The following is a 23555-nucleotide window of genomic DNA, read 5'->3' as shown; positions in this document are numbered from 1 at the left end:
TGCGTTAAATTATGTAAAAAATCATGTGTAAGAATTCCTTATTAAATATAAAACATATCTGCATGGTTGAAAATCATTAATATTATAAAACATGAAATAGATTATGGAGGTATAAAGAATGAATTTGTTAAATGAAAGTGTAGAACATATTAAGTTTGGTTCAGGGATTGTGAAAGAAATGCAAGACAACAAGGTATTGGTAGATTTTCAAGGTGATATTGGAACTAAGTCATTTCAATATCCAGAGGCTTTTGATAAATTTTTAAAGACTGAAAATTTAGTATTGGCAGATTATATCCAAGGAGAACTAAAAGCGAAAATACAACGACTAGAGTTAGAGCGTGAAGAAAGACAACGAATAGCTATTGAATTAAGAGAAGAGTTAAGACTAGCTGAGATAGAAAATAAAAAAGCATTAAAAAAAGCAACAGCAAAAAAGGCACCTGCAAAGAAGACCGTAACAAAAACAACAACAACAAAAAAGACTGCAACAAAAAAAACTAAGAAAGAATCTTAAGGATTATTTGATTATAGCAAACTATATTGAATGAAGTCACATTAAATGGTAAAGAATTAGTAAAGGAGAAACTCAAATGTTTGATATTGGAGATTTAATTATCTATTCTGGCCAGGGAATTTGCTGTATAGATGAGATTTGTGAAAGAGAATACTTTGGTGTCACTAAAAGCTATTATGTTTTGCACCCCGTTGAAAATGATAAGTTGAAAATTAGCATCCCTGTAGATAGTCAAGATGTAGTGATGCTAAGGCTTATGGATAGAGAAGAAGCCGAAGAGATTATAGAAACCTTTAAGTTAGCAGGAATAGAATGGATTGATAAAGTAAACCATAGAAATCAAGTATATTCAAATATTGTAAAGACGGGGAATCGTAAAGAAATTTCTATGATAGTCAATACTTTGATGAGGGAAAAGATTAAAACAGAAAACAATGGGAAGAAATTTGATGAAAGAGATAAGAAACTCTTAATTTCAGTTCAAAATATTCTATTCTCAGAATTGGCACTTCCATTAAATACTACTGTTGAAGCAATAGAAGAAAGAATCCTTGGTATTATATCAGATACACTGTAGATTCTTTTTTCTATTCTAGAAAAGTAAGCTTTTATCCTATAGAAGACTTTACACTATGAGGCTACTACTTTATTATATTTAGTAAAGCACTAAAGAAAGAGGGTGATTGTATCATAGTAATTGGATCGTATGTTGATGTAAGCATTACTATTTCGCAAAAAGTATACTATGTGGAATGTTTGGCTTATATCAATTTTTTGTAACCAATCTTGTAATTATATATTGTCTTAAAAAGAAAGTGCCCTACGGGAGATTAATCCTATAGGACACTTCATATAATCTTTTGTTATTTACTAATTATCTCTGCATATACTAGTGTTTGGTTTAGTAACTGGTATGCGACTTCTCCAAAAGTTACCGGTCCTGCAAACGGCGCTGTTGATTTACCATCAAGTTCACCATAAAGGTAATTGAGGATACAGTTGCAAGAAAAGATTGGTTTAATATTTTCAAACCCTTGTAAATGTTCTGTGAAGCTTGTACCATAATTATTGACAGGGTGAGCAAAACGATACTCTTTTCCTGCAAATACAGGAGCATAAAAATCAACAGTCTTGTTTTCTTCAGAAACGGATTTAATAGACACATTTACCAATACACTGTTATAATCTGCTACTAATGGTAATTGTGTATTAATATTATTTTCGGATAAATAATCTGAAAATAAAACTTCTTTTCCGTTAACTAAGCATTTCTTTACTGATAAAGCATCTTCCTTAAACTCGATTTTCGTATCATTCTCGTCAATATTAAAAATATTTACTATTCCAAGGGATGCTACCTTATCATCGGGCAAGGAAATGTGTAATGCAACCGCTTTGTCGTCATATGATACACCAGTAACGCCATCATATACCTTCGCACTAGAGTTGGTAGATAGATCAAAACCTGAGATCCAACCAATTGTTGGATTCATTAATATATCAATTGAATTTGGTGCTTCCTTAGCATAAAATACAGCAACATCACTCGCAAAAGGCATAATTAAAAATGACATCCCGTTAAGATAGGAATCCTTTGTTATGTCTAATATATTATTTCTATCGTACACTATGGTTTTACAATCCACTGCATCTACTATTTCATTAATAAATAATTTATCTTTGCAAGTGATACCGCCTTGCTCCGTAATAAAATATGGAGTAGTTCCCGCAATCCATTTGCCCTTCGGTAATTGTTTCAACAAAGACTCGTCAGCTGCAATATGCAAAATTCTACCTTCTTGGACTAATTTTGTTGCCTGATCAAGATTAACAAACATGGTCTTTACCTCCTATATTTTCTTCAATGCTTCGATATCTTTTTCTACTACTAAAGCATATTTTTTAAAAAATGCTTTTATTTCCTGCAAACAGTTATTTAATTCTTCCGTTGACTGATTAGCAGAATACTTTCTCTGCAACCTGGTAATTAACAGATTCAGACCCAGGCTAGCTGACTCATATTTCGCTTGTGCCTTAACTAATTTTTCAAACACTAAGTCCAGCTCCATGCTATTATCCCCTCTACTATGATATTTTCCCCTCACTATTTTACTTAACAGACCGACCTTACCCTGGTAACAAAATCCCACATATTACCATTAAATATGATAATATATTTACTTAGATTATACTATTTGGTAATAATTTGCAATAGAAATGAATAAAATATTTATACATTTATTTTCTAGCATGTAAGGCATTTATAAATAATGGTGAAGATGGTGAGGTACTATCAAAATTTATGTATCTTCTTCAAATGGGTTTTATACGACCAAAGGTTGAAATAGACATTAGTACTAATCCATGAGAGGCTTGACACCACAAGCCTACTCTATTATTATATATACTAAAGCGATAAAGAAAGAGGGTATACAAATGACAAGTAAAAAACCAACTAGAGAAGAAGCCTTGGAATTATTCAAAAAACATAATAAAAGTGATAGCCTGCTTAGACACGCATTGTCAGTTGAAGCTACTATGAAACATTTTGCAGAGCTCCTTAATGAGCCTGATGTTGAAAAATGGACAATAGTAGGATTGATTCATGATTTAGATTATGAAATGTATCCTGATGAACATTGTATAAAGGTGCAGGAAATACTTAAAGAAGAAGGATATCCAGAAGATTATATAAGAGCCATAGCAAGTCATGGTTATGGAATATGTTGTGATATTGAACCTATAGAAAAGATGGAGAAGGTTCTATATGCCATAGATGAATTGACGGGATTAATTACAGCAGTAGTATTGCTTCGTCCAAGTAAATCTGTGTTAGATCTAGAGCCAAAATCAGTTAAGAAAAAGTGGAAAGATAGCAAATTTGCAGCAGGAGTAGATAGAACTATTATAGAAAATGGTATTAATATGCTAGGAATGGAAAAGGATTATGTTATTCAAGAAACAATAAATGCTATGAGAAAAGTAGCAGAAGAGATAGGATTAAAGGGAAGTTTATAAAAATCAAGAAGAGTCTATCTTAAAATGATTGTCATCATTTTGAGATAGACTCTTCTTTTAAGTTGATATTCTAGTCGAAAGACTCATTGAATACATTTGTGTTTTAATGTATAATAATGTGGAAATATGTGTAAAAAAACATAAGGGGAGTGATGTCTATGAAATTAAAAGGGAAACTAGTCATATTTTCAGTTTTGGTTTGTATTATTAGTGTTATGGCAATTGCATTGATTAATTATAATTTGTCTATTCAAAATTTAGAAGAAGAGGTAAATAAAAACATTCAACTTGAAACTGTAAATATTGCGAAGGATTCTGATAAATGGATGGCATTACAAAAAGATTCCTTAGAGGAAGTACTTCAAGGACTCCTATATAATAACAATTATGAATATAATTATGTGCATAAGTATTTTGTTGATAAAAACAAGATGAATGATGGGAATGAGTATTATGTTGCTTTTTCGGACAAGTCCTTGATAGCTGGGTCAGGGTGGATACCTGATAGTAGCTATGATGCTACTACAAGAGATTGGTATGTAGGAGCCAAAGAAACGGATGGCATCCATATTACTGAACCTTATTTGGATTCAGATATGGGTAAAATGGTAATTACCATATCAAAGCTTTTCAAAACTTCTAGTGGTAAAGAAGGAGTAATGGCATCAGATATTACAATTGATTTTATAGTAGATTTAATATCCAATGTAGACCTTGGAGAAGGTGCTTATTCTTTTTTACTAGATGATAATGGAAATATAATTACTCATATTAATGAGTCTTTTAATCCTACTGAAGATAAATTAACAAATATAGGCGATGTATTAGATGGCAAGATTCAAAGTATTATGTCTAAAGATTTGAGTATTAGGGAAAGAAGAGTGAAGGACTTTGATAATGAAGATAGAATGTTCTTCTATGCAGATGTAGTAGAATCAAATTGGAAAGTAGGAGTAGGATTTCCTAGTGATAGAGCCATGGGAACTATCAATATGGTTATCCGATATACTATAATAGCAACAATTGTTGTAGTTGCTATTGCCCTTGTATTTGCAAATTATATAGCTGGGACAATATCAAAACCAATTATAAATTCAGTTAATATTGCAGAAAATATAAGTGATTTGGATTTATCCTTATCTATTGAAGAAAGTAAACTTGAAAGAAAAGATGAAATAGGACAAATGTATAGATCCTATCAACTGATTATTGAAAAACTGAGAATGTTTATGAAAGAGATGGATTCATCAATTGAAATTAATCATGAAGTATATAAAGAGACTTTAGACAAGCTTGGTTTCTTAGTATTGCAAGCAGAAGATACCTCTGCTACTACTGAGGAGCTTTCAGCTGGAATGGAAGAAACAGCTGCAGCCACTTTATCCATCAATGAATCCGCTAATGAAATAGATATGGCAATAACTGATTTTGCTGAAAAAGTTCAAGACGGATATAATACATCTTCTGAAATTAGCACTAAAGCTGAAGAACTAAGACATCAGTTTATCATGGCAAAAGATAAATCTGTGAATATCTATGAAGAGGCAAGAGGAGAAATCGGAAAAGCAATAGAAGCATCGAAAGAGGTAGAAAAGATAACATTATTGTCAAATGCAATATTATCTATATCAGAACAAACCTCATTATTATCTTTAAATGCAGCTATAGAAGCTGCAAGAGCAGGAGAATCAGGAAGAGGATTTGCAGTAGTAGCAGATGAAATCAGAAAACTTGCTGAACATTCTAATTCAACAGTAGGAGAGATTCAAGCTGTAACAGATAATATAACTAAAGCAGTGGAGCAGCTTATAGACAGAGTATCATCAGTAATGGATTTCTTAGAAATAGATGTTATGAAGGACTATGACTTGATGGTAGACGCTGTAAATAATTATAAAGAGGATGGATATTTCTTAAATAATATAATTTCAGACTTAAGTGCAACTTCTGAAGAGTTAGCTGCTACAGTAAATGAAATATCCACATCAATGAAGGAGATATCTATTACAGTTGAAGAATCAACAGTTGCAACTACAACTATAGCTGAAAAGAATATGAATATAGTTGAGGCTATAAATAATATAAATACAATAATGGAAGGAAATAAAGAAGTATCTATGAAGCTTGAAGAAATAGTATCAACAGTTAAACTTTAACAAATAAAAAACAGCCTATAGCCATTGGAGATACTTGGATATAGGCTGCCTTTTGTTTTGTATATTAATCATTAAGTTGAATACGGATTTAGTATTAATTTTAATCTGTGTTATAATTTAAGTAGAGTATATTGAGTATAATTGATTAAGACATGCTACTATCGTATGTCTTATATTCTAATGTAAAAAATAGTTTCTATAAAGATATCTTGTTTCAATAACTTATTAGTCAATATATTAGGAGGTTCTTATGGTTAAAATTGCAATAATAGTTCCAAAGGATTTGCTAAAGATAGCGAAAGCAGCAGCTTCTGAATTTCAGGAGAGTATCCATATAATTGAAGGTTCCATGGAAATAGGACTTGAATTAGCAAAAGAGTATGAGGGTAAGGGATTCGATGTTATTATTGCTAGGGGTGGTACACAGCTACTATTAAAGAATTGTGGCTTAAATATACCTACCGTGCCTATTCCAATAACAGTAATGGACATATTTAATGCTATTAATGAAGCTGAAAAAGTGAATGATAATATTGCAATAATAGCCTTTGATAATATGCTTACGGCAAGTGAAAGTTTCATAAAGATATCAGGAATAAGATATCAGGTAATACAGGTCACCAATGAAAAAGAAGTCGAGGAAAAAATGGCTGATATTTCAAGCCGAGGAGTCAAAGTTGTGATTGGGGGAGGCATTATTGTTCGATATGCTCCTAAATATGATATCAAACCGATAGTTATAAAAACGGGAAGAGAAGCTATTATTAGTGCAATCCAGGAGGCAAAGAGGGTAGCAATAGCTACCCGTGAGGAGAATAAAAGAGGAGAAAGATTTAGAACAATAGTAGAGAACTCTAAGGATGGGATTATATCAGTTGATAGAAATGGATATATAAGCATTTTTAACTCAACAGCTGAAAAACTGTTAAAATTAAATGGTAAAGATGTTGTTGGTAAGCATATAGATAATGTACTTCCACAGCTTGAATTGACTGATATATTGTATAGTGGTATTGGTGAAATGGAGGTTATTAAATACATTCAGGAAAATAAGATAATGGTATCTAATATACCTATAAAGGTGAATGGAGAAGTCGTTGATGCCGTGGCAATGTTGCAGGATGTAAATAGGATTCAGCAGATGGAGGAGCAGATAAGGAGAGAAATCTCTACTACTGGACTTTATGCTAAATACACATTCGATGATGTTATTGGAGTTAGTAAAGAATCAAAAGAAACAATAAGAATAGGTAAGGAATATGCAAAGGTAAATTCGACGATTTTAATAGAGGGTGAAACAGGAACAGGTAAAGAAGTCATGGTTCAAAGTATACATAATTATAGTAACAGGGCTAATGGTCCATTTGTAGCAGTTAACTGTGCAGCACTTTCGGAAAGTCTGCTAGAATCTGAGCTGTTTGGATATGCACCTGGATCATTTACTGGGGCTGATAGAAAAGGGAAACGAGGTTTGTTTGAGCTTGCCCATGGTGGAACGATTTTCTTAGATGAAATATGTGAAATGAATCCCTTGATTCAGGGAAGATTATTAAGAGTGTTACAAGAAAAACAAGTTATGAGGATTGGTGATAATAAGGTAATTCCCATAGATGTAAGAGTTATTACTGCAACAAACAGAAACCTTCATAGCCTAGTATTAGAAAGAAAGTTTAGAGAAGATTTATTTTATAGGCTTAATGTGTTAAAGATAGAGATGTATCCTTTGAGAAATAAAAAAGAAGATATTCCATATCTTATAAATCATTTTATCCAATATTACAGCCAGAGATTAGATAGACCATCAATAACTCTAAGTGAAAAGGCAATACAATATTTGAGTTTGTACAACTGGCCTGGTAACATTAGGGAACTTAAAAACTTTGTGGAAAGATTAATGGTTGTTGCAAAGGAGAAATGTATAGAACGTGAAGATATTGAAAACAAATTTATTACAGTAGAAGATACTAAAAGTGATACAACTATATATCAATTAGATGATAAAGAAACAATAATTAATGAGAAGAATGTAGAATTAGAAGAATATAAAAAGAACTATATTTCTGAGAAAGACGCAATTTTACATGCTTTAGAAGAAAATAAGGGTATAATTAATTTGACAGCAAAGGAATTGGGGATATCTAGAACCACCTTATGGAGAAAAATAAAAAAATATGATTTAGATCTGTCACGATAGAATAAAATCTTGAAATTGAATCAAAAATGTTTCAAATGATGCAACATATCTGAAACGAAAATGTTTCAATAAATGAAGGGCATCTGGAATACAACTATATCAAAGTCTAAAACATCGGATGAATACTGCTGATAAGAACCATGCCAAGATTTGGCATGGTTCTTGCTTTATATAATTGTATTGTTAAAAATATAATTATATAGGTAAGTTATAATAAAACTTGGCTTAATGAGAACATTAATGAGAAATGGAAGGTGATAATATGAAAGGTTTTATTGATCTTCGTTCTGATACGGTGACACAACCTTCTCAAGAGATGAGAGAGGCAATGTATAATGCCGTAGTTGGAGATGATATTATGGGGGAAGATCCAACGGTAAGAGAGCTGGAAAGAATGTCAGCAGATATACTAGGGAAGGAAGAGGGATTATTTGTTACTTCAGGAACTATGGGCAACCAAATAGCAGTTATGGCTTTAACAAACCGTGGAGAGGAAGTAATCATAGGGGACACTTCACATATATATAATTTGGAAGTTGGAGGACTTGCTGCAATTTCTCAGGTTCAAACAAGAGCCATAGAAGTGCCAAATGGAGTATATGATATCAATAAAATGGAGGATTTAATTCAAGAGGAGGGTATCCAAAGAGCAAAAACTTCACTAATATGCATAGAAAATACAAACAATCTTAATGCAGGATTTATTGTACCACAAGAGAATATAAATGATGTTTGCAGCTTAGCAAAAAAGAATAATATATATGTTCACTTTGATGGTGCAAGAGTATTTAATGCGGCAGTTGCCTCTAAAACTCCAGTAAAAGAGATTGTAAAAGATGCAGATACAGTTATGTTTGCGTTGACAAAAGGTCTTGCTGCACCATATGGAGCCATACTTGCTGGAAATAAGGATATAATTGCAAAGGCAAGATGGATGAAACAAAGGATAGGTGGAGGATGTAGGCAAGCTGGTTTCTTAGCTGCACCTGGAATTGTTGCACTAAATACAATGATGCCGCAGATTGAAATAGATCATAAACATGCTCAAATTTTAGGAAGTGGATTAGCAAAAATCAATGGGTTAAATGTGGATATATCAAGAATCCATACAAATATAATTACAGGTTCAGTTGAAGATTTACCAGTTACAATTGAAGCATTTCTTGATAAATTGATGCAAAACGGTATCAAGGCTAAAAGAATTTCTAAAACATCTTTTAGGATGATAACTCATTATGGAATTGAAGAAAGTCATATTTATGAGGTAATTAAAATAATAGAAGACATTGTTGATAATTTATAGGAGAGTGAAGACATGGAGAGAAGAGAATATTTACAAATTCCAGGACCAACTAATATACCAGAGAGAATACTAAGAACCCTTTCAATGCCGCTTATAAATCATAGAGGGGCAGAATTTGAAAAATTAATAACATGCTGTGTAGAAGGCTTGAAAAAGGTATATAGGACTGAAAATGACATTCTAATGTTTCCAAGTTCAGGTAGCGGGGCTTTAGAATCAGCCATAGTTAATTTCTTTTCACCTGGAGATACTATAGCAGCTGCTTGTCATGGAGTCTTTAGTGAAAGAGTGGCGGATATAGCAAAAAAATATGGTGTTGATGTTATTAGAATTCAAAAGGAATGGGGTCAGGCTGTAAAGACTGAGGAGATCGAAGAAGTTCTCAAGAAAGATGTAGATAAAAAGATAAGAGCAGTATGTATACCACAAAATGAGACAACCTCTGGAATTGTAAACAATATTGAATCAGTTGGAAAAATGATGAAGGAAAGTGGACATCCAGCATTATTGATTGTAGATGTAGTTAGTTCCCTTGCATGCATTCCATTTGAAATGGATGCATGGGGAGTAGATGTTGCTATAACTGCATCTCAAAAAGGATTTATGCTTCCACCAGGGCTTAGTATGGTTGCTGTAAGTGAAAGGGCTTGGAAACTTTCAGAGAAATCTACAATGCCAAAGTGGTATTGGGATTATAAAGCAGTAAGGGCAAAAATGGGAGAGAAGCAATTTCCCTATACACCTCCAACGACATTGTTGTTTGGGTTAAAGGAGTCCCTGAACATTATTGAAGAAGAAGGTTTGGAAAATATCTGGGACAGACATGCTTTAATGGCAGAAGCAACACGAAATGCAATGAAGGCAATGGGACTGAGACTATTTTCGGAAGAAGGATATGAATCTGATACTGTAACTACTGTTAATATGCCTGACGGGATACAGTATAAGGAGTTTGCAAGAATATTAAAAGAAAAATATGGTGTGGTCATAGGTGGTGGACTTCAAAAGCTACAAGGAAAGATTTTCAGGATAGGACATTTAGGTGCTATTTATAAATTAGATGTTTATGCAGTTCTAGGTGCCATAGAAATGACTTTATTTGAACTTGGATATAAGGTCAAACTTGGAACAGCTGCACAATCAATGGGACAAACCTTCTTAAAATAATTGATTTAAAATTGTTTTCTATTCCTCAATAATGCTTTTATTATTGAAGGATAAATATAAAAAACCAATCAGAAAGGAGGATAAAAGTCATTTATTAAATCTTAGTTTTTACAGAAGTTAAATAAGGAGGATGGTGTTATTATGTTAGAATTTTTAGCAAGTCATTTAGATATACTCTCTTTAGTAGTGTTGGTATTAGCAATTATTATTAGTATTTGGAAAAACATCAATCTTGGGATTTTGTCTCTTGGGTTGGCATATGTAGTTGGTCATTTAATAGGTGGAATGAAGGTTAAGGATTTAATTGCAGGTTATCCAGCAAGTCTTTTACTGATGTTAGTAGGTGTTACCTTTTTATTCGGTATTGCCCAGAGTAACGGTACTTTAGATAAGATAACTAAGTATTCGGTTAAAATGGTAAAAGGAAAAGTAGCACTCCTTCCAATAGTTTTATTCGTTTTAGCTTTTATTCTTTCTTCCCTTGGACCAGGACAAATTGCTATTTCTGCGCTTTTGGCTGCGCCTGCTATGGTTTTAGCTGCTGAAGTAGGGATACCACCCCTTCTTATGGCCCTTGTAGTTGGTAATGGTGCCCAAGCTGGAGCAATGTCCCCATTAGCACCAAATGGAATTGTAGGTAATAGTGTTTTGGCAGAAATGGGAATAGTAGGTATGGAAATGACTCTTTGGATGAATATGCTAATTGTTCATATTATTGTAGCTGCAATTGCTTATTTTCTATATGGAGGACTTAAATTATGGAAAGTTAAAGATAATGATAAGGTCAATGCCTTAGCGACAATGACAGTTGAGCCTTTTAGTTTCCAACAAATGGCTACTTTAAGTGCAATAGGATTACTAGTGATTGCAGTTCTTATACTTAAATTAGATATTGGATTTACATCCTTTGTACTTAGCTCTATTCTTATCCTTATGAAAGCTGGAGATGAAAAAGCTGCATTTAAAACAATGCCATGGGGAGCTATAATATTAGTTACTGGGGTAACTGTAATGGTTAAACTTATGCAAGATATAGGTGGAATGGATCTCTTTGCAGATATTATGGCTAACTTCTCCACTCCATTTACAGCTACCTTGGTTATAGGATTCTTCGCAGCCATCGTTTCTGCTTATGCTAGTACTTCTGGTGTTATTATGCCTGCTTTCTTGCCAATGGCACCACTATTGTTAGCACAGATCGGTGCTCCTGCAACTGATTTGATGCCGCTGATTTCTACTATTATAGTTGCTGGACATTTAACTGATATGAGCCCACTTTCCACTACAGGTGCAGTCTTTATTTCTGGTTCACCTGACCATATTGATTCAAAACCGTTATATAAAGGGATGATGGCATGGGGATTCGCAATGTCCATAGTTGGTTCGATTCTTTGTTGGTTACTGTTTACAGTATTTAGAATTGTATAAAATATATTTTATTTCTGTTAAGTAGTGAGCTCCCTAGATTTTTCTATAAAATCTGGGGTTTGCTATGATAAGATATTGATTATTATATACTCAATGATTTGAGTGAAAAGAAAGGAATGATTATGACAGTGAAACATTTCATGCATTCTCTTGCAAAAGCCGCATCTTTATCTGAAGTTGCTATGGGGCAGGAAATAAGCATTAAAGTTGATTTGATTCTAGGACATGATGGAACATGGCCAAAAATGCTTTCTGCTTGGAAACAGGGAGAATATAAGATGGCTGAAGGCAATAAATTTTTAATTACAGTAGATCATGCTTTCCCTGCACCTACTATAGAGGATCGTGCCCTTCAACAGGAAATGGCTGAGGTCTGTAAGGAAAAAAACTGCCAACTTTACAATCACGGTGAGGGGGTATTACATCAAGTAGTTGCAGAGAATGTTGACATTCAACGGGGCATGATCATTGTAGGAGCAGATGGACATGTAGCAACTTCTGGTGCCTTTGGAGCACTTGCTTTTTCAGTATCTGCTGAAGAACTTGTTCCAGTATTGGAAACAGGCAATTATAATTTAAAAGTTCCTGAAGTTGTTATCATAAATCTGGATGGAGATTTAAGAGATGATACGATGGCTAGAGATATTGCTCTTTACATTTTAGGTAATCAGGAAATAGAAGGAAAAGCCGTAGCTCTAAAAGGTTCTTTTATTCAAAAAGCTAGTATCGACAGCAAGATGACATTATGCAACTTACTTCCTGAAGCTGGTGTGGTTACAGCCTTTATCCTTCCAGAAGATTCAGAGGAAGAAGGAAATGTGATTAATATCAATGTTGACTCAATAGAACCAATGGTGGCTATTCCGCCGGGACCTACTGTTGTTAGATCTCTTAAGGATTTAGAAGGAAAGAAGATTACTGTTGCCATTATAGGTGGTTGTTCGGCTGGTAGGTTGGAAGACATGGTAGCAGTGGCAGATGTTTTGAAGGGGCAGTTTATTCATCCCGAAGTTACCTTAATAATTACCCCTGCTTCCAGTAAGATTGCTAATGAAATGGATGAAATGGGGTTGACTTCAACATTAAGGAATAGTGGAGCAGTTATTATGCCACCAGGATGTGGACCTTGTCCGGGAAAACATTTTGGATTATTGTCCTCTAATGATGTGGCTATTACAACCACTATTCGTAATTCACCTGGGAGAATAGGTGCTAAAGAAGCAGAAATTTATCTTGCATCACCATTAAGTGTAGCTCAGGCAGCAATCAAGGGAACAATTTAGGTAGGCGATATAAAGATTTTTGGTTAGTAAAATTATCAGTAGCTGTGGTCGTGAAGGATTTAATTCTTCATAACTGCAGCTTTTTTATTGTAATAATAGGTTAAAATTATAACTCTAGATAATTGGTGATATGGACTAGGATGTAATTATGATATAATGCTTATAATAAAGGTGGTACTGTTAATATGGTAAGGTTATCCTTAAAGGGAAAGGAAAGTTGATTAAATGATGGAAATAAATTTCAAGGATTATAACTTAAGTAAAGAACTACTAAAGGCAATTGAATTATTAAATTTCAAAGGGCCAACTAAGGTACAAAAACAGGTTATACCTATTGCATTGAAAGAAAAAGATATAGTAGTAAAGTCTCAGACCGGAAGTGGAAAAACAGCTGCATTTGCCATACCTATTTGCCAACTAGTAGATTGGGATGAAAATAAACCTCAAGCATTGATTATTACACCAACTAGAGAATTAGCGATGCAGGTAAGAGAAGATTTTTTTAATATTGGTAGATTTAAAAGGTTAAAGGCATTAGCAGTATATGGAAAGGCACCTATTTATAATCAAGAAAGAGAATTAAAACAGAAAACTCATATAGTAATTGGTACACCAGGACGTATAATTGACCATATAGAAAGAGGTAGCTTTGATACATCAAATATTAAATACCTTGTCATAGATGAGGCAGATGAAATGTTTAATATGGGTTTTCTTGAACAAGTGGAAACCATTATAGATAGTTTGCCAAAGGAACGTACGACAATGCTATTTTCTGCTACCATGCCTTCAACTGTAGAATTTTTAAGTAGCAATCATATGAAAGATCCAGTATATGTAGACATAGAAGCGCAGAATTTAACGGTAGATAGAATAATACAGGAAAGATATATAGTAAATGAAAATGATAAAATAGAACTTTTGAAAGACATAACCATAATCGAAAATCCAGATAGTTGTATAATATTTTGTAATACAAGAGAAAAGGTAGATGAAGTTTATATTGAGATTAAAAGGGCTAACTATTCTTGTGATAAAATCCACGGTGGAATGGAACAGAAGGATAGAACTAAGGTAATGGAAAGTTTCAAACAAGGTTATTTTAGATATTTGGTAGCTACAGATGTTGCAGCAAGGGGAATTGATGTGGATAATATAACCCATGTAATTAACTATGATATACCAAGAGAAACTGAATCCTATGTTCATAGAATAGGGAGAACTGGAAGGGTAAATAGTACAGGTAAAGCAATTTCTTTTCTTACTGGTCAAGAAGAAAGGTATCTAAATGCTATCATGAGTTATATAGATAAGGATATCCCACTAAAAGAAAGACCTGAGAAAGAAACAGTGAATAGTTTAATGGGCTCATTTGAAGAAAAGATGAGTACTAGATTAAAAATTAAAGATAGTAAAGGTGAAGAACTCAATAAAGAGATTATGAAAATACACATTAACGCTGGAAAGAAAACAAAAATGAGAGCAGTGGATATTGTAGGTACACTTTGCAATATTGAAGGTATGACAGCTAATGATATAGGGATTATCAATATATTGGATATATCTACATTTGTGGAGATTTTGAATAATAAAGGCGAGATGGTATTAGAAAGATTGCAAACAACACCTATTAAGGGCAGATTGCGTAATGTAAATAGGGCAAATGAATAAGGAGATATTACAACCCAATACTTTTCTATTCAAACATTTACATTAGTAAGTTTTGGGGTATAATGCTAATAAGGTTGCAAAGATTTGGCACAAAATAGGAGGTGTATTTTATGTTGTATTTTGCTTATGCGAGTAATTTAAGTAAGGAATATATGTTATCTAGATGCCCTGATGCAACACCTGTCAAGAGAGCTGTACTAAAAGATTATAAATTAGTATTTAACCAATTAGCTGATATAGTAGCTGAAAAGGAAAAAGATGTATTTGGAGCAATTTATGTAATTTCTAAGCAGCATTTGGAGCAATTAGATAAATTAGAGGGTTATCCTGATTTATATGATAGGATTGATATAGAGGTAGAAGATGAAAAAGGCAACAAGTATGATGCCTTCGCTTATGCTATGGTAGAAAAAAACTTAGAATTACCACCTGATCACTACTATCAAATACTATTAAAGGGATATGAGGATTGGAATCTATCGGTGAAATATTTGGAAGAAGCTAAGAAAGCACAGTAAGGAGAGATGTTAATGATAAGAGATTTAAGGGAAAAAAAGACTAAAATCCACGATGATACATTTATAGCAGAATCAGCAGATGTATTAGGGGATGTTACCATAGGTGAAGGAAGTAGTATGTGGTATAGTTCCGTAGCACGTGGGGATATGAGCTATATTATTATAGGAAAATGTACCAATATCCAAGATAATGCCAGTGTCCATGTAGATACTAATCAACCATGTGAGATTGGAGACTATGTGACTATAGGACATAATGCAGTAGTACATGGTTGTAAAATAGGGAATAATTCTTTAATTGGAATGGGTTCAATTATTTTAAATGGTGCAGTAATAGGTGACAACTGTATAATAGGGGCTGGAGCTTTAGTTACAGAAGGAACAGTAATACCACCAAATTCTTTAGTCATGGGATCACCAGGAAAAGTAAAAAAAGAAGTAAGCCTAGAGCAGATAGAAACAGTAAAGCAAAATGCAATTAGATACGAAGTGCTTTGGAGAAACGAGCATAAATAAATTAAAATAATGTAAAAATCTTCTTATTCTTAGAGTAAGAAGATTTTAATATTTAATAATAAATAAAAAATTACATGACAATGCTAAAATTTTTATGTATTCTATATATAGAATACAATTAATCTAGTATAATCATACTAATATGAGGTGAATATTTTGACAGAGATCCATGGAATCAGCAATAGATATAAGGGTATTATAGCAGCTTTAATAGCGTCTTTTTTATGGAGTACAGGAGGTATATTAATTAAGCTAGTTCAGTGGAATCCAGTGGCTATAGCTGGATCAAGGAGCTTTGTAGCCGCACTAGTTTTATTGGCTTACATAAGAAAGCCCAAAATAACTAAATCAAAACCCCAGGTTCTAGGGGCTATAGCCTATGCATTAACAGTTATATTATATGTTATGGCAAACAAGTTGACTACTTCAGCAAATGCAATACTTTTACAATATACTGCACCTATATTTGTAGCAGTTTTAGGTATATGGATATTAAAAGAGAAGATTCATTCCTATGATATATATGCAATTCTAGCCGTAATATTGGGGATGGCTATGTTTTTTATTAATGATGTGAGCTCAGGCAATATGCTAGGTAATATCTTAGCAATTCTATCTGGACTTACACTAGCATTTGTAACAATCTCTTTAAGAATGCAAAAAGATGGCTCAGCTATTGAAACCACATTGTTAGGAAATGTATTAACCTTTGCTATAGCCATACCATTTATATTAAAAGGATTACCTGATATAAGAAGCTTGTTTTTTATCGTTATAATGGGAATATTTCAACTTGGAATATCCTATATATTTTATGTTTATGCATCAAAACAGTTAGGAGCATTGGAAGCAATACTACTTACAGTAATAGAACCATTATTAAATCCAGTATGGGTATATATTTTTTCTGGAGAAAAGCCAGGTATTTATGCTGTAATAGGTGGTGTAATAGTAATTACTGCCGTTATACTTAGAAGTATTTATATATCAAAAAAGAATGGAATAGAAGAAGTACATTAAGAGAAAAGCTAAAAGAAACTCCATTATACAAGTTCACTCATGATTTGGAATTATTAGCAATTATATTTAAATATATCTAAAGATTAGGGATATAATAAAATATATTGAAATAATAAGAGGTGATAAACATGCGAACAGATGAAAGACTTACTAATGCGTATAATAGCGCTAGAATTGAATACTTCGATAAAAATTCCAAATATATTTTTTTTAGTGACTGTCATAGAGGGACAGGAGGCCATGCTGATGAGTTTAGCAAAAATCAGAATGTTTTTAAATATGCCCTTGAACACTATTTTAGAAATGGTTATACCTATGTAGAAGCAGGAGATGGGGATGAACTGTGGGAATATCCTAGAGTTAAGGATATTAAGAATGCACATTTTGATATATTTGAAACTATAAAAAAGTTTCATAATGCTGATAGATTTATCATGATTTATGGAAATCATAATATTTACCTAAAAAACGAAGATTATGTAAAGAGAAATTATTATAGCCATTATAATGAATATAAAGAAGAAACATCTGATTTTTTACCAGGATTAAAACCTTGTGAAGCAGTGGTATTAAAGAACAAAAATACTAATCAAGAAATATTTGTAGTACATGGCCATCAGGGGGATTTTGCCAACGATCAACTTTGGTCTATGACTATGCTATCGTTAAAGTATTTCTGGAAACACTTGCATTCCTTTGGCATAAAAAACCCTGCCAGCCCAGTTAAGAATACTTATAAACGCCATAAAATTGAAAGAAATTATAATAAATGGATTCGAAAAAACAAGAAGATGCTTATATGTGGACATACTCATAGATTCAAATTTCCAAGAAAAAGGGAGCTGCCATATTTTAACACTGGATGTTGCATTTATCCATCAATAATAAGTGGAATTGAAATATCAGAGGGTAATGTTCAGCTAATCAGATGGAAGACTTTAGTAAATGAAGAAGGAATTTTACAGATTAGCAAAGCAGTCTTAAGAGGCCCTGAGCCCATAGAGAAGTTTGATATAAGATAAAGGGGGACATAGATAGTGGATTTTTACAAGAAAAGAAAGTTTGATTTAAAAGGGAAGAATATTAAGATTCCAATTATGGCAGTATTTATGGCAATAATGATACAAGCCCTAATTGGAACTATTTCTTATAAAATGTTATTTAATTTAAATGCATTTCAAATTATTTTTGCTGGAATTTTTATTTCTATTTTTATTAGTTTCCCAATGGAGGTATTAATAAATACTGTAAATTCAGTAAAAGATAGTTTTACTGAAGAGATTGATTATGAGCAAACAATTAACAAAGTCTATAACTTATCCATAAAAATTAAGAAGGAAGGATTACTATCTATTCAAAGTGATATAGAATATGAAGATGACATTTTTTTAAGAGATGCAATGATTTTATTGAATGATTATAAAAGGACAGAAGTAATAGCGGATATCATGGACAATGATATAGAGTCAAGACATATGGAGCTATTTAAACCCTATAATGTAATGAAAATGGTTGCCAATATATCTCCTGCTTTTGGACTTGTGGGTACTTTAGTAGGAATGATAGGTTTGCTTGCTAAGCTCAATAGTCCCCAAGAGATTATGGGTAATATGGCATATGCCCTAGTTAGTACATTATATGGGTCTCTAGTTTCCAATTTTATTGCATTTCCACTGATGGCTAGAATACAGGAACAGACAGAACAAAGATTGTTGCAATATAGAATGATTAAAGAAGGAATTCTTCTAATTTCAAAAGATGATTCAACCAGAAATGTATTTGACAAGATGAATGTAATGCTTAAGGAAAATAAACGGTTAGTCTATCCTAGGGATTACAGCCAGGAAAGGGATTATGAAAACTATGAATTCAAAGAATTTTAATAAAAAGTATGAAGTTGATTATGGTGGATCTTGGCTTATAACTTATAGTGATATGATAACAATTATTCTGTGTTTTTTTATTGTGTTTTTTACATTTACAGCAGAAGAAGCTAGTATGCTAGAAACCATTAAAGAAAGTTTGACTTCACAAGTAGATGGCTTGAATCAAGAGAATGAAAAATTGAAGGAAGAGAAAGAATCCTTATATTCATTATTATTGGAAGAGAATGATATACCAGACTCAGCTGACAGCTTTCTAAATTTCTTGAAAGAAAACAGCCTAATGGAATCTGTAAATATAATTGAAGGCAACAAAGGTATGGTTATTCGATTTAAAGATGGTGTATTATTTGAAAGTGGAGAGGCAAGTATTTCTAAGGGAGGTTTTACTGTCCTAAATGAAATAACAGAGAAAATACAGAACTTACCTAATCTAATAATAATTGAAGGATTTACAGACAATGTTCCTATAAAAACTAGTGAATTTCCATCAAACTGGGAACTATCAGTGGCTAGAGCGATTGGAGTAGCAAAATTTATGATTGATGATATGGGTATTAGTGAAGAAAGAATATCAGTCAGTGGATTTGGTGAACAAAGGCCAATTGACTCAAACGACACAGCAGAAGGCAGAGCAAATAATAGAAGGATAGAGATAACAATATTAGATTGATAACTATCATTTACTGTGAGAATTTTGGATTAACTGTAGATTGTGATATGATATTTACATAGATAGGAGTTGTAAATATGAAAATTGCAATAGTGACGGATCAACCAAGAGTAGAGTTTCTTCCAGGGGAAGAAGGAATACAAGAGGATAAGCAACATAAAGTAACTATGAAACATATTAAAAAAGCATTATCAGATGAGTATGAAGTCATTAACCTAGTTATGGACAAAAAATTAATAGAAAATATTAATGAAGAACAAGTTGACCTAGTCTTTAACCTATGTAATGGAATTCAAGGGGAATCAAGTCTATCACAATTACCATCCATGTTGGAGTATGAGGGTATACCATATACGGGATCTGCACCTTTAGCTCATGGTCTGGCTTATAATAAGATATTCTCAGGAAAGATATTTAAGGCTTCAAACATACCTACACCAGGATTCACATATGTTTATAATACTGAAGAGATTGAGAATATCGACCTAAAGTTCCCGTTGCTAGTAAAACCTAAAGATGAAGGTTCAAGTAGAGGTATTCAAGATGATAGTTTAACATACGATAAAGAATCTTTGATGAAAAAGGTAGAAGAAAGCCTTGAATTATATAATCCACCTATAATGATTATGGAATATATTGAAGGCAGGGAATTTACCGTAGGAATTATAGGAAATGACGAAGATATAAAAGTACTCCCTATATTAGAGATAGACTTTTCTAAATTGCCAAAAGGGTTAAATAAAATATATAGCTTTGAAGTAAAATTCAATTATGCTGATGATACCATTTATCATATACCAGCAAGGGTAGATGAAGATACAAGAAAAAACATTTCTGAAACTGCTATCAATGCATTTAAAAGTCTTGGACTAAGGGACTATGCAAGGGTAGATATAAGGTTAAGAGATGGGAAGGCATATGTGATAGAAATTAATTCTTTACCTGGATTAGATAAAAATAATAGTGATATATGTAAGATGGCATATTCTGCAGATATAGAATATGATGAATTAATAAAAGAAATAGTAGAAATGGGACTAAGTAGAGCAAATTAATAATTAAATAAGTAAAAAAGTCTTCTTATACTAGCTAAGGAGACTTTTTTGTTGACACCAAATATGACACCATATATAATATAATCAAGAGGTGATAACAGTGTCCAAATGGCAAAAATTATTAAATAAGATTAACAGTATGTCTAAGGATGTTCGGTTTTCAGAGATTAAAAAGGTCCTTGAGAGCTATGGATATACTGCTAATAATCCTAGTAGTGGGAGTAGCCATTGGACATTTAGAAAACAAGGGAAACCTCCTATTACTATACCTAAAGATGAACCGATAAAATTAACATATGTTAAAATGGTAAAAGATATAATTGAGAGTGAGGAGGAATGAATCGTGAAGAATATAGATTATTATATGAATTTAAATTATAAGATTGAAGTTGTAAAAGAAGAATCGGAAGGGGGATATGTAATATCAATACCAGAGTTAAAAGGATGCATTACATCTTCTGATGATATAGAAAAAGGCATGGAACTTATAGAAGATGCAAAATGGGAATGGATAAAAGCAGCAATAGAAAGTGAATATGAAATACCTGAACCTAATACATTAGAAAAATATTCAGGTCAATTCAAACTAAGAATTCCCAAATCCTTACACATGGATTTAGCAGAACAATCAAAGCAAGAAGGAATTAGTATGAACCAGTATTGCCTATATTTATTGAGTAAAAATATCGCTAAGACTAATAAAGTAAAAGATCACCAGGTATAGAAAGATATTCTATATAATGATATAATAAAGCTACAATTAAATAAATTATCAAGAGTTAGGGTAGAGAATTAGCTCTATAACCCTATACCAACCTGCATAATTGCAAGGTGGTCCAGCTAATAACGATAAGGAGGTGGAAAAGATATTATGTCTTCTTATTATTGATAAGGAGACTTTTTTGTTATCAAAAATTAAAAGGAGAGTGGGATAATGAATAGTTCAGGATGGATGAGATCAATAATGGCATCAAACTATGATGAAGAAAAGTTTTTGTTTACTGTTGGAGATATTATAGGAAGAGAATTTGAAACTCCAGTTACAATAATGGAGGTTTTTAAAGGGAATTTCTTAGTATTCTTTAATAAGTTTTCACTAGAATTAACCAAGGATAAAATAAAAGAACTGAAAGGTCCTATTGGTCCATATAGGCTTGACAAGTATATATTACAATCATTCATGATACAAGGATTTAAATTCGATAAGAGAAGGAGTCAATATATAAGATATGTATTTGGGATATTTGAGGAATAAGTTGGGAAAAAAGAAGGACTTTTGAGATTTGTGGCGAATAGGAAATGTATAGGAATATATTTGAAAATGTTACCTTGCTATAGCCAAAAAGTAAGAATACAATATAACTAAAGTAAATACCAGTTATAAGAGAGAGGTGATTATGTGCAAATAAAGAACAGCAAAATTGTATTAAAAGAAAAAATAAACCATCAAGATTCTGTAGACATAAGCAATCTACAGAATATATGCTTGGAAAAGGATAAAATCACATTAAAGCTGGAGATTGACTACAAGCTAAGTATAAATGATAAAGAAAAAGATGTGCTAGATCATATCAATGAGTTCCTTTATTATGATGACAATCGGCTTGTTGGATATATCGGTATATGTGATTTTGGGGGAGATGCCATAGAAGTAAATGGTATGGTACACCCTAAGTATAGAAGGAGAAGGATTTTCACAAAATTATTTAGCTTGGTAAAAAATGAATGGGAAAATAGAAAACCTAAAAGGATACTTTTACTAAGCGATAGCAAGTCAATTACAGGCCTTGGGTTTATTAGTTCTTTAGGAGCTAAGCATGTTCATTCTGAGTATGAAATGTTTTATAATAGTCACAGCAGAGCTTTTGAGCTATCAAATAATATTTGTTTTAGAAAAGCTGCGGATAAGGATCTAAAAGAAATTAGCAGACAGAATTCTATATATTTTGATTCAGAATATGATGAAGATAGTACATCGATATCTGATGAAGAGAGAATGGATGGTATGAATACTTATATGGCTGAAATTGACAATAAAATAATTGGAAAAGTTAGATTAGAAACGATTTCTAATTTTGGAGGAATTTATGGTTTAGGCGTACTTCCAGAATATCGGGGAAGGGGATATGGGAGAGATATCCTTACTTGGTCAGTCAAGAAACTAAAAGAAACAGATTCAAAAGAAATAGTGCTGCAAGTATCAGTATCTAATGAAAATGCATTAAATCTTTATAAATCCACTGGATTTGAAATAAAATCGAAAATGGATTATTTTGAGTTAACTTAATATCAAAAACAATAAATATGGGAGAAGGGTAGTCATATGGAAAAAACAATTGAAAAGATAATTAGTGATTATGTAAATAAATATATGGAAAATCCTGAGGTAAAGACTAAATGGAAGAAACCCCTGATTGCTTTTGCTGATGCAGGGGATCCACTGTTTCATAAGCTAAGAGAAGTAGCTAATCCTGAACATTTTTTCCCTAGGGATATTCTAGATGGAGCTAAGACTGTCATCACTTATTTTTTACCTTTTGATGAATCTATTCCAAATAGTAATATAGAAGGAAGAAACAGCTCCAAGGAGTGGGCTAGGGCATATATTGAGACTAATAAATTAATTGGAAGTCTTAATGATTACTTAATTGAATCAATTGAAGAGATGGACTATAAAGCTGCAAAGCTAAATCCAGCCCTGAATATGGATTATGAAAAGTTAATAAGCCTGTGGTCTAACAGGCATGTGGCGTATATTGCAGGACTTGGTACCTTTGGTCTAAATAATATGCTGATTACAAAGAGTGGCTGCTGTGGTCGTTTAGGCAATGTAGTTACCAATATGAAAATTGAGGCAACACAAAGGCCAGATAGGGAATATTGCCTATATAAATATGATGGTTCCTGTGGATATTGTGTAGATAGATGTGTTAATGATGCTTTATTCAAGGATAAGTTTGATAGATTTAAATGCTTTGACATGTGTCTAGAAAACGATAATATTCATAATGAATTAGGTGGAGAGGCACAAGTATGCGGGAAATGCCTTACTATAGTTCCTTGCTCCTTTAAGGTTCCCGTATAAATATTATGCCTAATTGAGATAATGTGTTATAATAAGAAGTTAAGTATAATGCATTAAGATAAAAGGAG

Annotated in this window: 24 protein-coding genes and 1 riboswitch; of the genes, 22 read left to right on the top strand and 2 right to left on the bottom strand. The window is 32.5% G+C overall.

Annotation, left to right across the window (positions count from 1 at the left end; genetic code table 11):
- Positions 1–118 precede the first annotated feature (118 nt).
- Together RIN63_RS07995 and RIN63_RS07990 are read left to right on the top strand one after the other, a co-directional pair.
- Entirely contained in the window at positions 119–517 is a 399-nt protein-coding gene (locus RIN63_RS07995) for a hypothetical protein (RefSeq protein WP_310444190.1), read from the top strand.
- Positions 518–593: 76 nt separating this feature from the next.
- Positions 594–1094: a CarD family transcriptional regulator gene (locus RIN63_RS07990; protein ID WP_310444189.1), complete on the top strand. Its 501-nt coding sequence runs from the start codon at positions 594–596 to the stop codon at positions 1092–1094.
- A 286-nt stretch (positions 1095–1380) separates the two neighbouring features.
- On the opposite strand, the gene RIN63_RS07985 is transcribed toward RIN63_RS07990, so the two are convergent.
- Positions 1381–2355: a DUF6976 family protein gene (locus tag RIN63_RS07985; RefSeq protein ID WP_310444188.1), complete on the bottom strand. Its 975-nt coding sequence runs from the start codon at positions 2353–2355 to the stop codon at positions 1381–1383.
- 12 nt (positions 2356–2367) lie between these two features.
- Positions 2368–2586 (bottom strand): hypothetical protein, encoded by a 219-nt coding sequence (locus RIN63_RS07980; RefSeq protein ID WP_310444187.1) that lies wholly within the window; start codon positions 2584–2586, stop codon positions 2368–2370.
- A 367-nt stretch (positions 2587–2953) separates the two neighbouring features.
- On the opposite strand from RIN63_RS07980, the gene RIN63_RS07975 reads away from it, so the two are divergent.
- The 20 genes from RIN63_RS07975 to RIN63_RS07880 all read left to right on the top strand — a co-directional run bounded on the left by RIN63_RS07975 (position 2954) and on the right by RIN63_RS07880 (position 23487).
- Positions 2954–3535, top strand: a complete 582-nt coding sequence (locus RIN63_RS07975; protein WP_310444186.1) for an HDIG domain-containing metalloprotein — start codon at positions 2954–2956, stop codon at positions 3533–3535.
- Between the two features lie 158 nt (positions 3536–3693).
- On the top strand, positions 3694–5691 hold the full coding sequence (locus tag RIN63_RS07970) for a methyl-accepting chemotaxis protein (RefSeq protein ID WP_310444185.1): 1998 nt from the start codon (positions 3694–3696) through the stop codon (positions 5689–5691).
- 250 nt (positions 5692–5941) lie between these two features.
- The gene (locus RIN63_RS07965; protein ID WP_310444184.1) at positions 5942–7885 is read left to right on the top strand and encodes a sigma 54-interacting transcriptional regulator; all 1944 of its coding nucleotides are present in this window, start codon (positions 5942–5944) and stop codon (positions 7883–7885) included.
- Positions 7886–8147: 262 nt separating this feature from the next.
- Positions 8148–9188 (top strand): GntG family PLP-dependent aldolase, encoded by a 1041-nt coding sequence (locus RIN63_RS07960; RefSeq protein ID WP_310444183.1) that lies wholly within the window; start codon positions 8148–8150, stop codon positions 9186–9188.
- A gap of 12 nt (positions 9189–9200) precedes the next feature.
- A complete protein-coding gene (locus RIN63_RS07955; protein ID WP_310444182.1) occupies positions 9201–10355 on the top strand; it encodes an alanine--glyoxylate aminotransferase family protein in 1155 nt (384 codons plus the stop codon).
- Between the two features lie 141 nt (positions 10356–10496).
- A complete protein-coding gene (locus RIN63_RS07950; protein WP_310444181.1) occupies positions 10497–11783 on the top strand; it encodes an SLC13 family permease in 1287 nt (428 codons plus the stop codon).
- Between the two features lie 98 nt (positions 11784–11881).
- Positions 11882–13066, top strand: a complete 1185-nt coding sequence (locus tag RIN63_RS07945; protein ID WP_310444180.1) for an aconitase family protein — start codon at positions 11882–11884, stop codon at positions 13064–13066.
- A 225-nt stretch (positions 13067–13291) separates the two neighbouring features.
- Positions 13292–14737 (top strand): DEAD/DEAH box helicase, encoded by a 1446-nt coding sequence (locus RIN63_RS07940; protein WP_310444179.1) that lies wholly within the window; start codon positions 13292–13294, stop codon positions 14735–14737.
- Positions 14738–14847: 110 nt separating this feature from the next.
- Complete coding sequence (locus RIN63_RS07935) at positions 14848–15255, top strand: gamma-glutamylcyclotransferase family protein (protein WP_310444178.1); 408 nt, start codon at positions 14848–14850, stop codon at positions 15253–15255.
- Between the two features lie 12 nt (positions 15256–15267).
- Positions 15268–15771, top strand: a complete 504-nt coding sequence (locus tag RIN63_RS07930; RefSeq protein ID WP_310444177.1) for a gamma carbonic anhydrase family protein — start codon at positions 15268–15270, stop codon at positions 15769–15771.
- A gap of 156 nt (positions 15772–15927) precedes the next feature.
- Positions 15928–16791, top strand: coding sequence for a DMT family transporter (locus RIN63_RS07925; protein ID WP_310444176.1), 864 nt, complete (start codon positions 15928–15930; stop codon positions 16789–16791).
- Between the two features lie 128 nt (positions 16792–16919).
- Positions 16920–17813: a metallophosphoesterase gene (locus RIN63_RS07920; RefSeq protein WP_310444175.1), complete on the top strand. Its 894-nt coding sequence runs from the start codon at positions 16920–16922 to the stop codon at positions 17811–17813.
- A gap of 15 nt (positions 17814–17828) precedes the next feature.
- Positions 17829–18674 carry a MotA/TolQ/ExbB proton channel family protein gene (locus RIN63_RS07915; RefSeq protein ID WP_310444174.1) on the top strand — a complete coding sequence of 282 codons (846 nt, stop codon included), beginning with the start codon at positions 17829–17831 and terminating at the stop codon, positions 18672–18674.
- Entirely contained in the window at positions 18646–19347 is a 702-nt protein-coding gene (locus tag RIN63_RS07910) for a flagellar motor protein MotB (protein WP_310444173.1), read from the top strand. The genes RIN63_RS07915 and RIN63_RS07910 overlap by 29 nt, the downstream gene beginning before the upstream one ends.
- Before the next feature lie 77 nt (positions 19348–19424).
- A complete protein-coding gene (locus tag RIN63_RS07905; protein WP_310444172.1) occupies positions 19425–20402 on the top strand; it encodes an ATP-grasp domain-containing protein in 978 nt (325 codons plus the stop codon).
- Between the two features lie 100 nt (positions 20403–20502).
- Positions 20503–20742 carry a toxin HicA gene (locus RIN63_RS07900; RefSeq protein WP_310444171.1) on the top strand — a complete coding sequence of 80 codons (240 nt, stop codon included), beginning with the start codon at positions 20503–20505 and terminating at the stop codon, positions 20740–20742.
- Between the two features lie 3 nt (positions 20743–20745).
- Positions 20746–21126 carry a toxin-antitoxin system HicB family antitoxin gene (locus RIN63_RS07895; protein WP_310444170.1) on the top strand — a complete coding sequence of 127 codons (381 nt, stop codon included), beginning with the start codon at positions 20746–20748 and terminating at the stop codon, positions 21124–21126.
- Between the two features lie 40 nt (positions 21127–21166).
- Positions 21167–21280, top strand: a riboswitch (SAM-I-IV-variant riboswitch).
- A 56-nt stretch (positions 21281–21336) separates the two neighbouring features.
- Positions 21337–21657, top strand: coding sequence for a hypothetical protein (locus tag RIN63_RS07890; RefSeq protein WP_310444169.1), 321 nt, complete (start codon positions 21337–21339; stop codon positions 21655–21657).
- A 144-nt stretch (positions 21658–21801) separates the two neighbouring features.
- Positions 21802–22689 (top strand): GNAT family N-acetyltransferase, encoded by an 888-nt coding sequence (locus RIN63_RS07885; protein WP_310444168.1) that lies wholly within the window; start codon positions 21802–21804, stop codon positions 22687–22689.
- Between the two features lie 36 nt (positions 22690–22725).
- Entirely contained in the window at positions 22726–23487 is a 762-nt protein-coding gene (locus RIN63_RS07880) for a hypothetical protein (RefSeq protein ID WP_310444167.1), read from the top strand.
- Positions 23488–23555: the final 68 nt, after the last annotated feature.

It is taken from the genome of Tissierella sp., assembly GCF_031460495.1.
Lineage (GTDB): Bacteria > Bacillota > Clostridia > Tissierellales > Tissierellaceae > JAVKTS01.
Note: the sequence above shows the minus strand (reverse complement) of the source record. Positions and strands in the feature narration are given on the sequence as shown.

What these genes read in the sequence shown, in the direction of transcription:
- RIN63_RS07995 (WP_310444190.1), top strand. Translation starts at nt 119, where the DNA reads ATGAATTTGTTAAATGAAAGTGTAGAACATATTAAGTTTGGTTCAGGG.
- RIN63_RS07990 (WP_310444189.1), top strand. Translation starts at nt 594, where the DNA reads ATGTTTGATATTGGAGATTTAATTATCTATTCTGGCCAGGGAATTTGC.
- RIN63_RS07985 (WP_310444188.1), bottom strand. Translation starts at nt 2,355, where the DNA reads ATGTTTGTTAATCTTGATCAGGCAACAAAATTAGTCCAAGAAGGTAGA.
- RIN63_RS07980 (WP_310444187.1), bottom strand. Translation starts at nt 2,586, where the DNA reads ATGGAGCTGGACTTAGTGTTTGAAAAATTAGTTAAGGCACAAGCGAAA.
- RIN63_RS07975 (WP_310444186.1), top strand. Translation starts at nt 2,954, where the DNA reads ATGACAAGTAAAAAACCAACTAGAGAAGAAGCCTTGGAATTATTCAAA.
- RIN63_RS07970 (WP_310444185.1), top strand. Translation starts at nt 3,694, where the DNA reads ATGAAATTAAAAGGGAAACTAGTCATATTTTCAGTTTTGGTTTGTATT.
- RIN63_RS07965 (WP_310444184.1), top strand. Translation starts at nt 5,942, where the DNA reads ATGGTTAAAATTGCAATAATAGTTCCAAAGGATTTGCTAAAGATAGCG.
- RIN63_RS07960 (WP_310444183.1), top strand. Translation starts at nt 8,148, where the DNA reads ATGAAAGGTTTTATTGATCTTCGTTCTGATACGGTGACACAACCTTCT.
- RIN63_RS07955 (WP_310444182.1), top strand. Translation starts at nt 9,201, where the DNA reads ATGGAGAGAAGAGAATATTTACAAATTCCAGGACCAACTAATATACCA.
- RIN63_RS07950 (WP_310444181.1), top strand. Translation starts at nt 10,497, where the DNA reads ATGTTAGAATTTTTAGCAAGTCATTTAGATATACTCTCTTTAGTAGTG.
- RIN63_RS07940 (WP_310444179.1), top strand. Translation starts at nt 13,292, where the DNA reads ATGATGGAAATAAATTTCAAGGATTATAACTTAAGTAAAGAACTACTA.
- RIN63_RS07935 (WP_310444178.1), top strand. Translation starts at nt 14,848, where the DNA reads ATGTTGTATTTTGCTTATGCGAGTAATTTAAGTAAGGAATATATGTTA.
- RIN63_RS07930 (WP_310444177.1), top strand. Translation starts at nt 15,268, where the DNA reads ATGATAAGAGATTTAAGGGAAAAAAAGACTAAAATCCACGATGATACA.
- RIN63_RS07920 (WP_310444175.1), top strand. Translation starts at nt 16,920, where the DNA reads ATGCGAACAGATGAAAGACTTACTAATGCGTATAATAGCGCTAGAATT.
- RIN63_RS07910 (WP_310444173.1), top strand. Translation starts at nt 18,646, where the DNA reads ATGAAAACTATGAATTCAAAGAATTTTAATAAAAAGTATGAAGTTGAT.
- RIN63_RS07905 (WP_310444172.1), top strand. Translation starts at nt 19,425, where the DNA reads ATGAAAATTGCAATAGTGACGGATCAACCAAGAGTAGAGTTTCTTCCA.
- RIN63_RS07890 (WP_310444169.1), top strand. Translation starts at nt 21,337, where the DNA reads ATGAATAGTTCAGGATGGATGAGATCAATAATGGCATCAAACTATGAT.
- RIN63_RS07880 (WP_310444167.1), top strand. Translation starts at nt 22,726, where the DNA reads ATGGAAAAAACAATTGAAAAGATAATTAGTGATTATGTAAATAAATAT.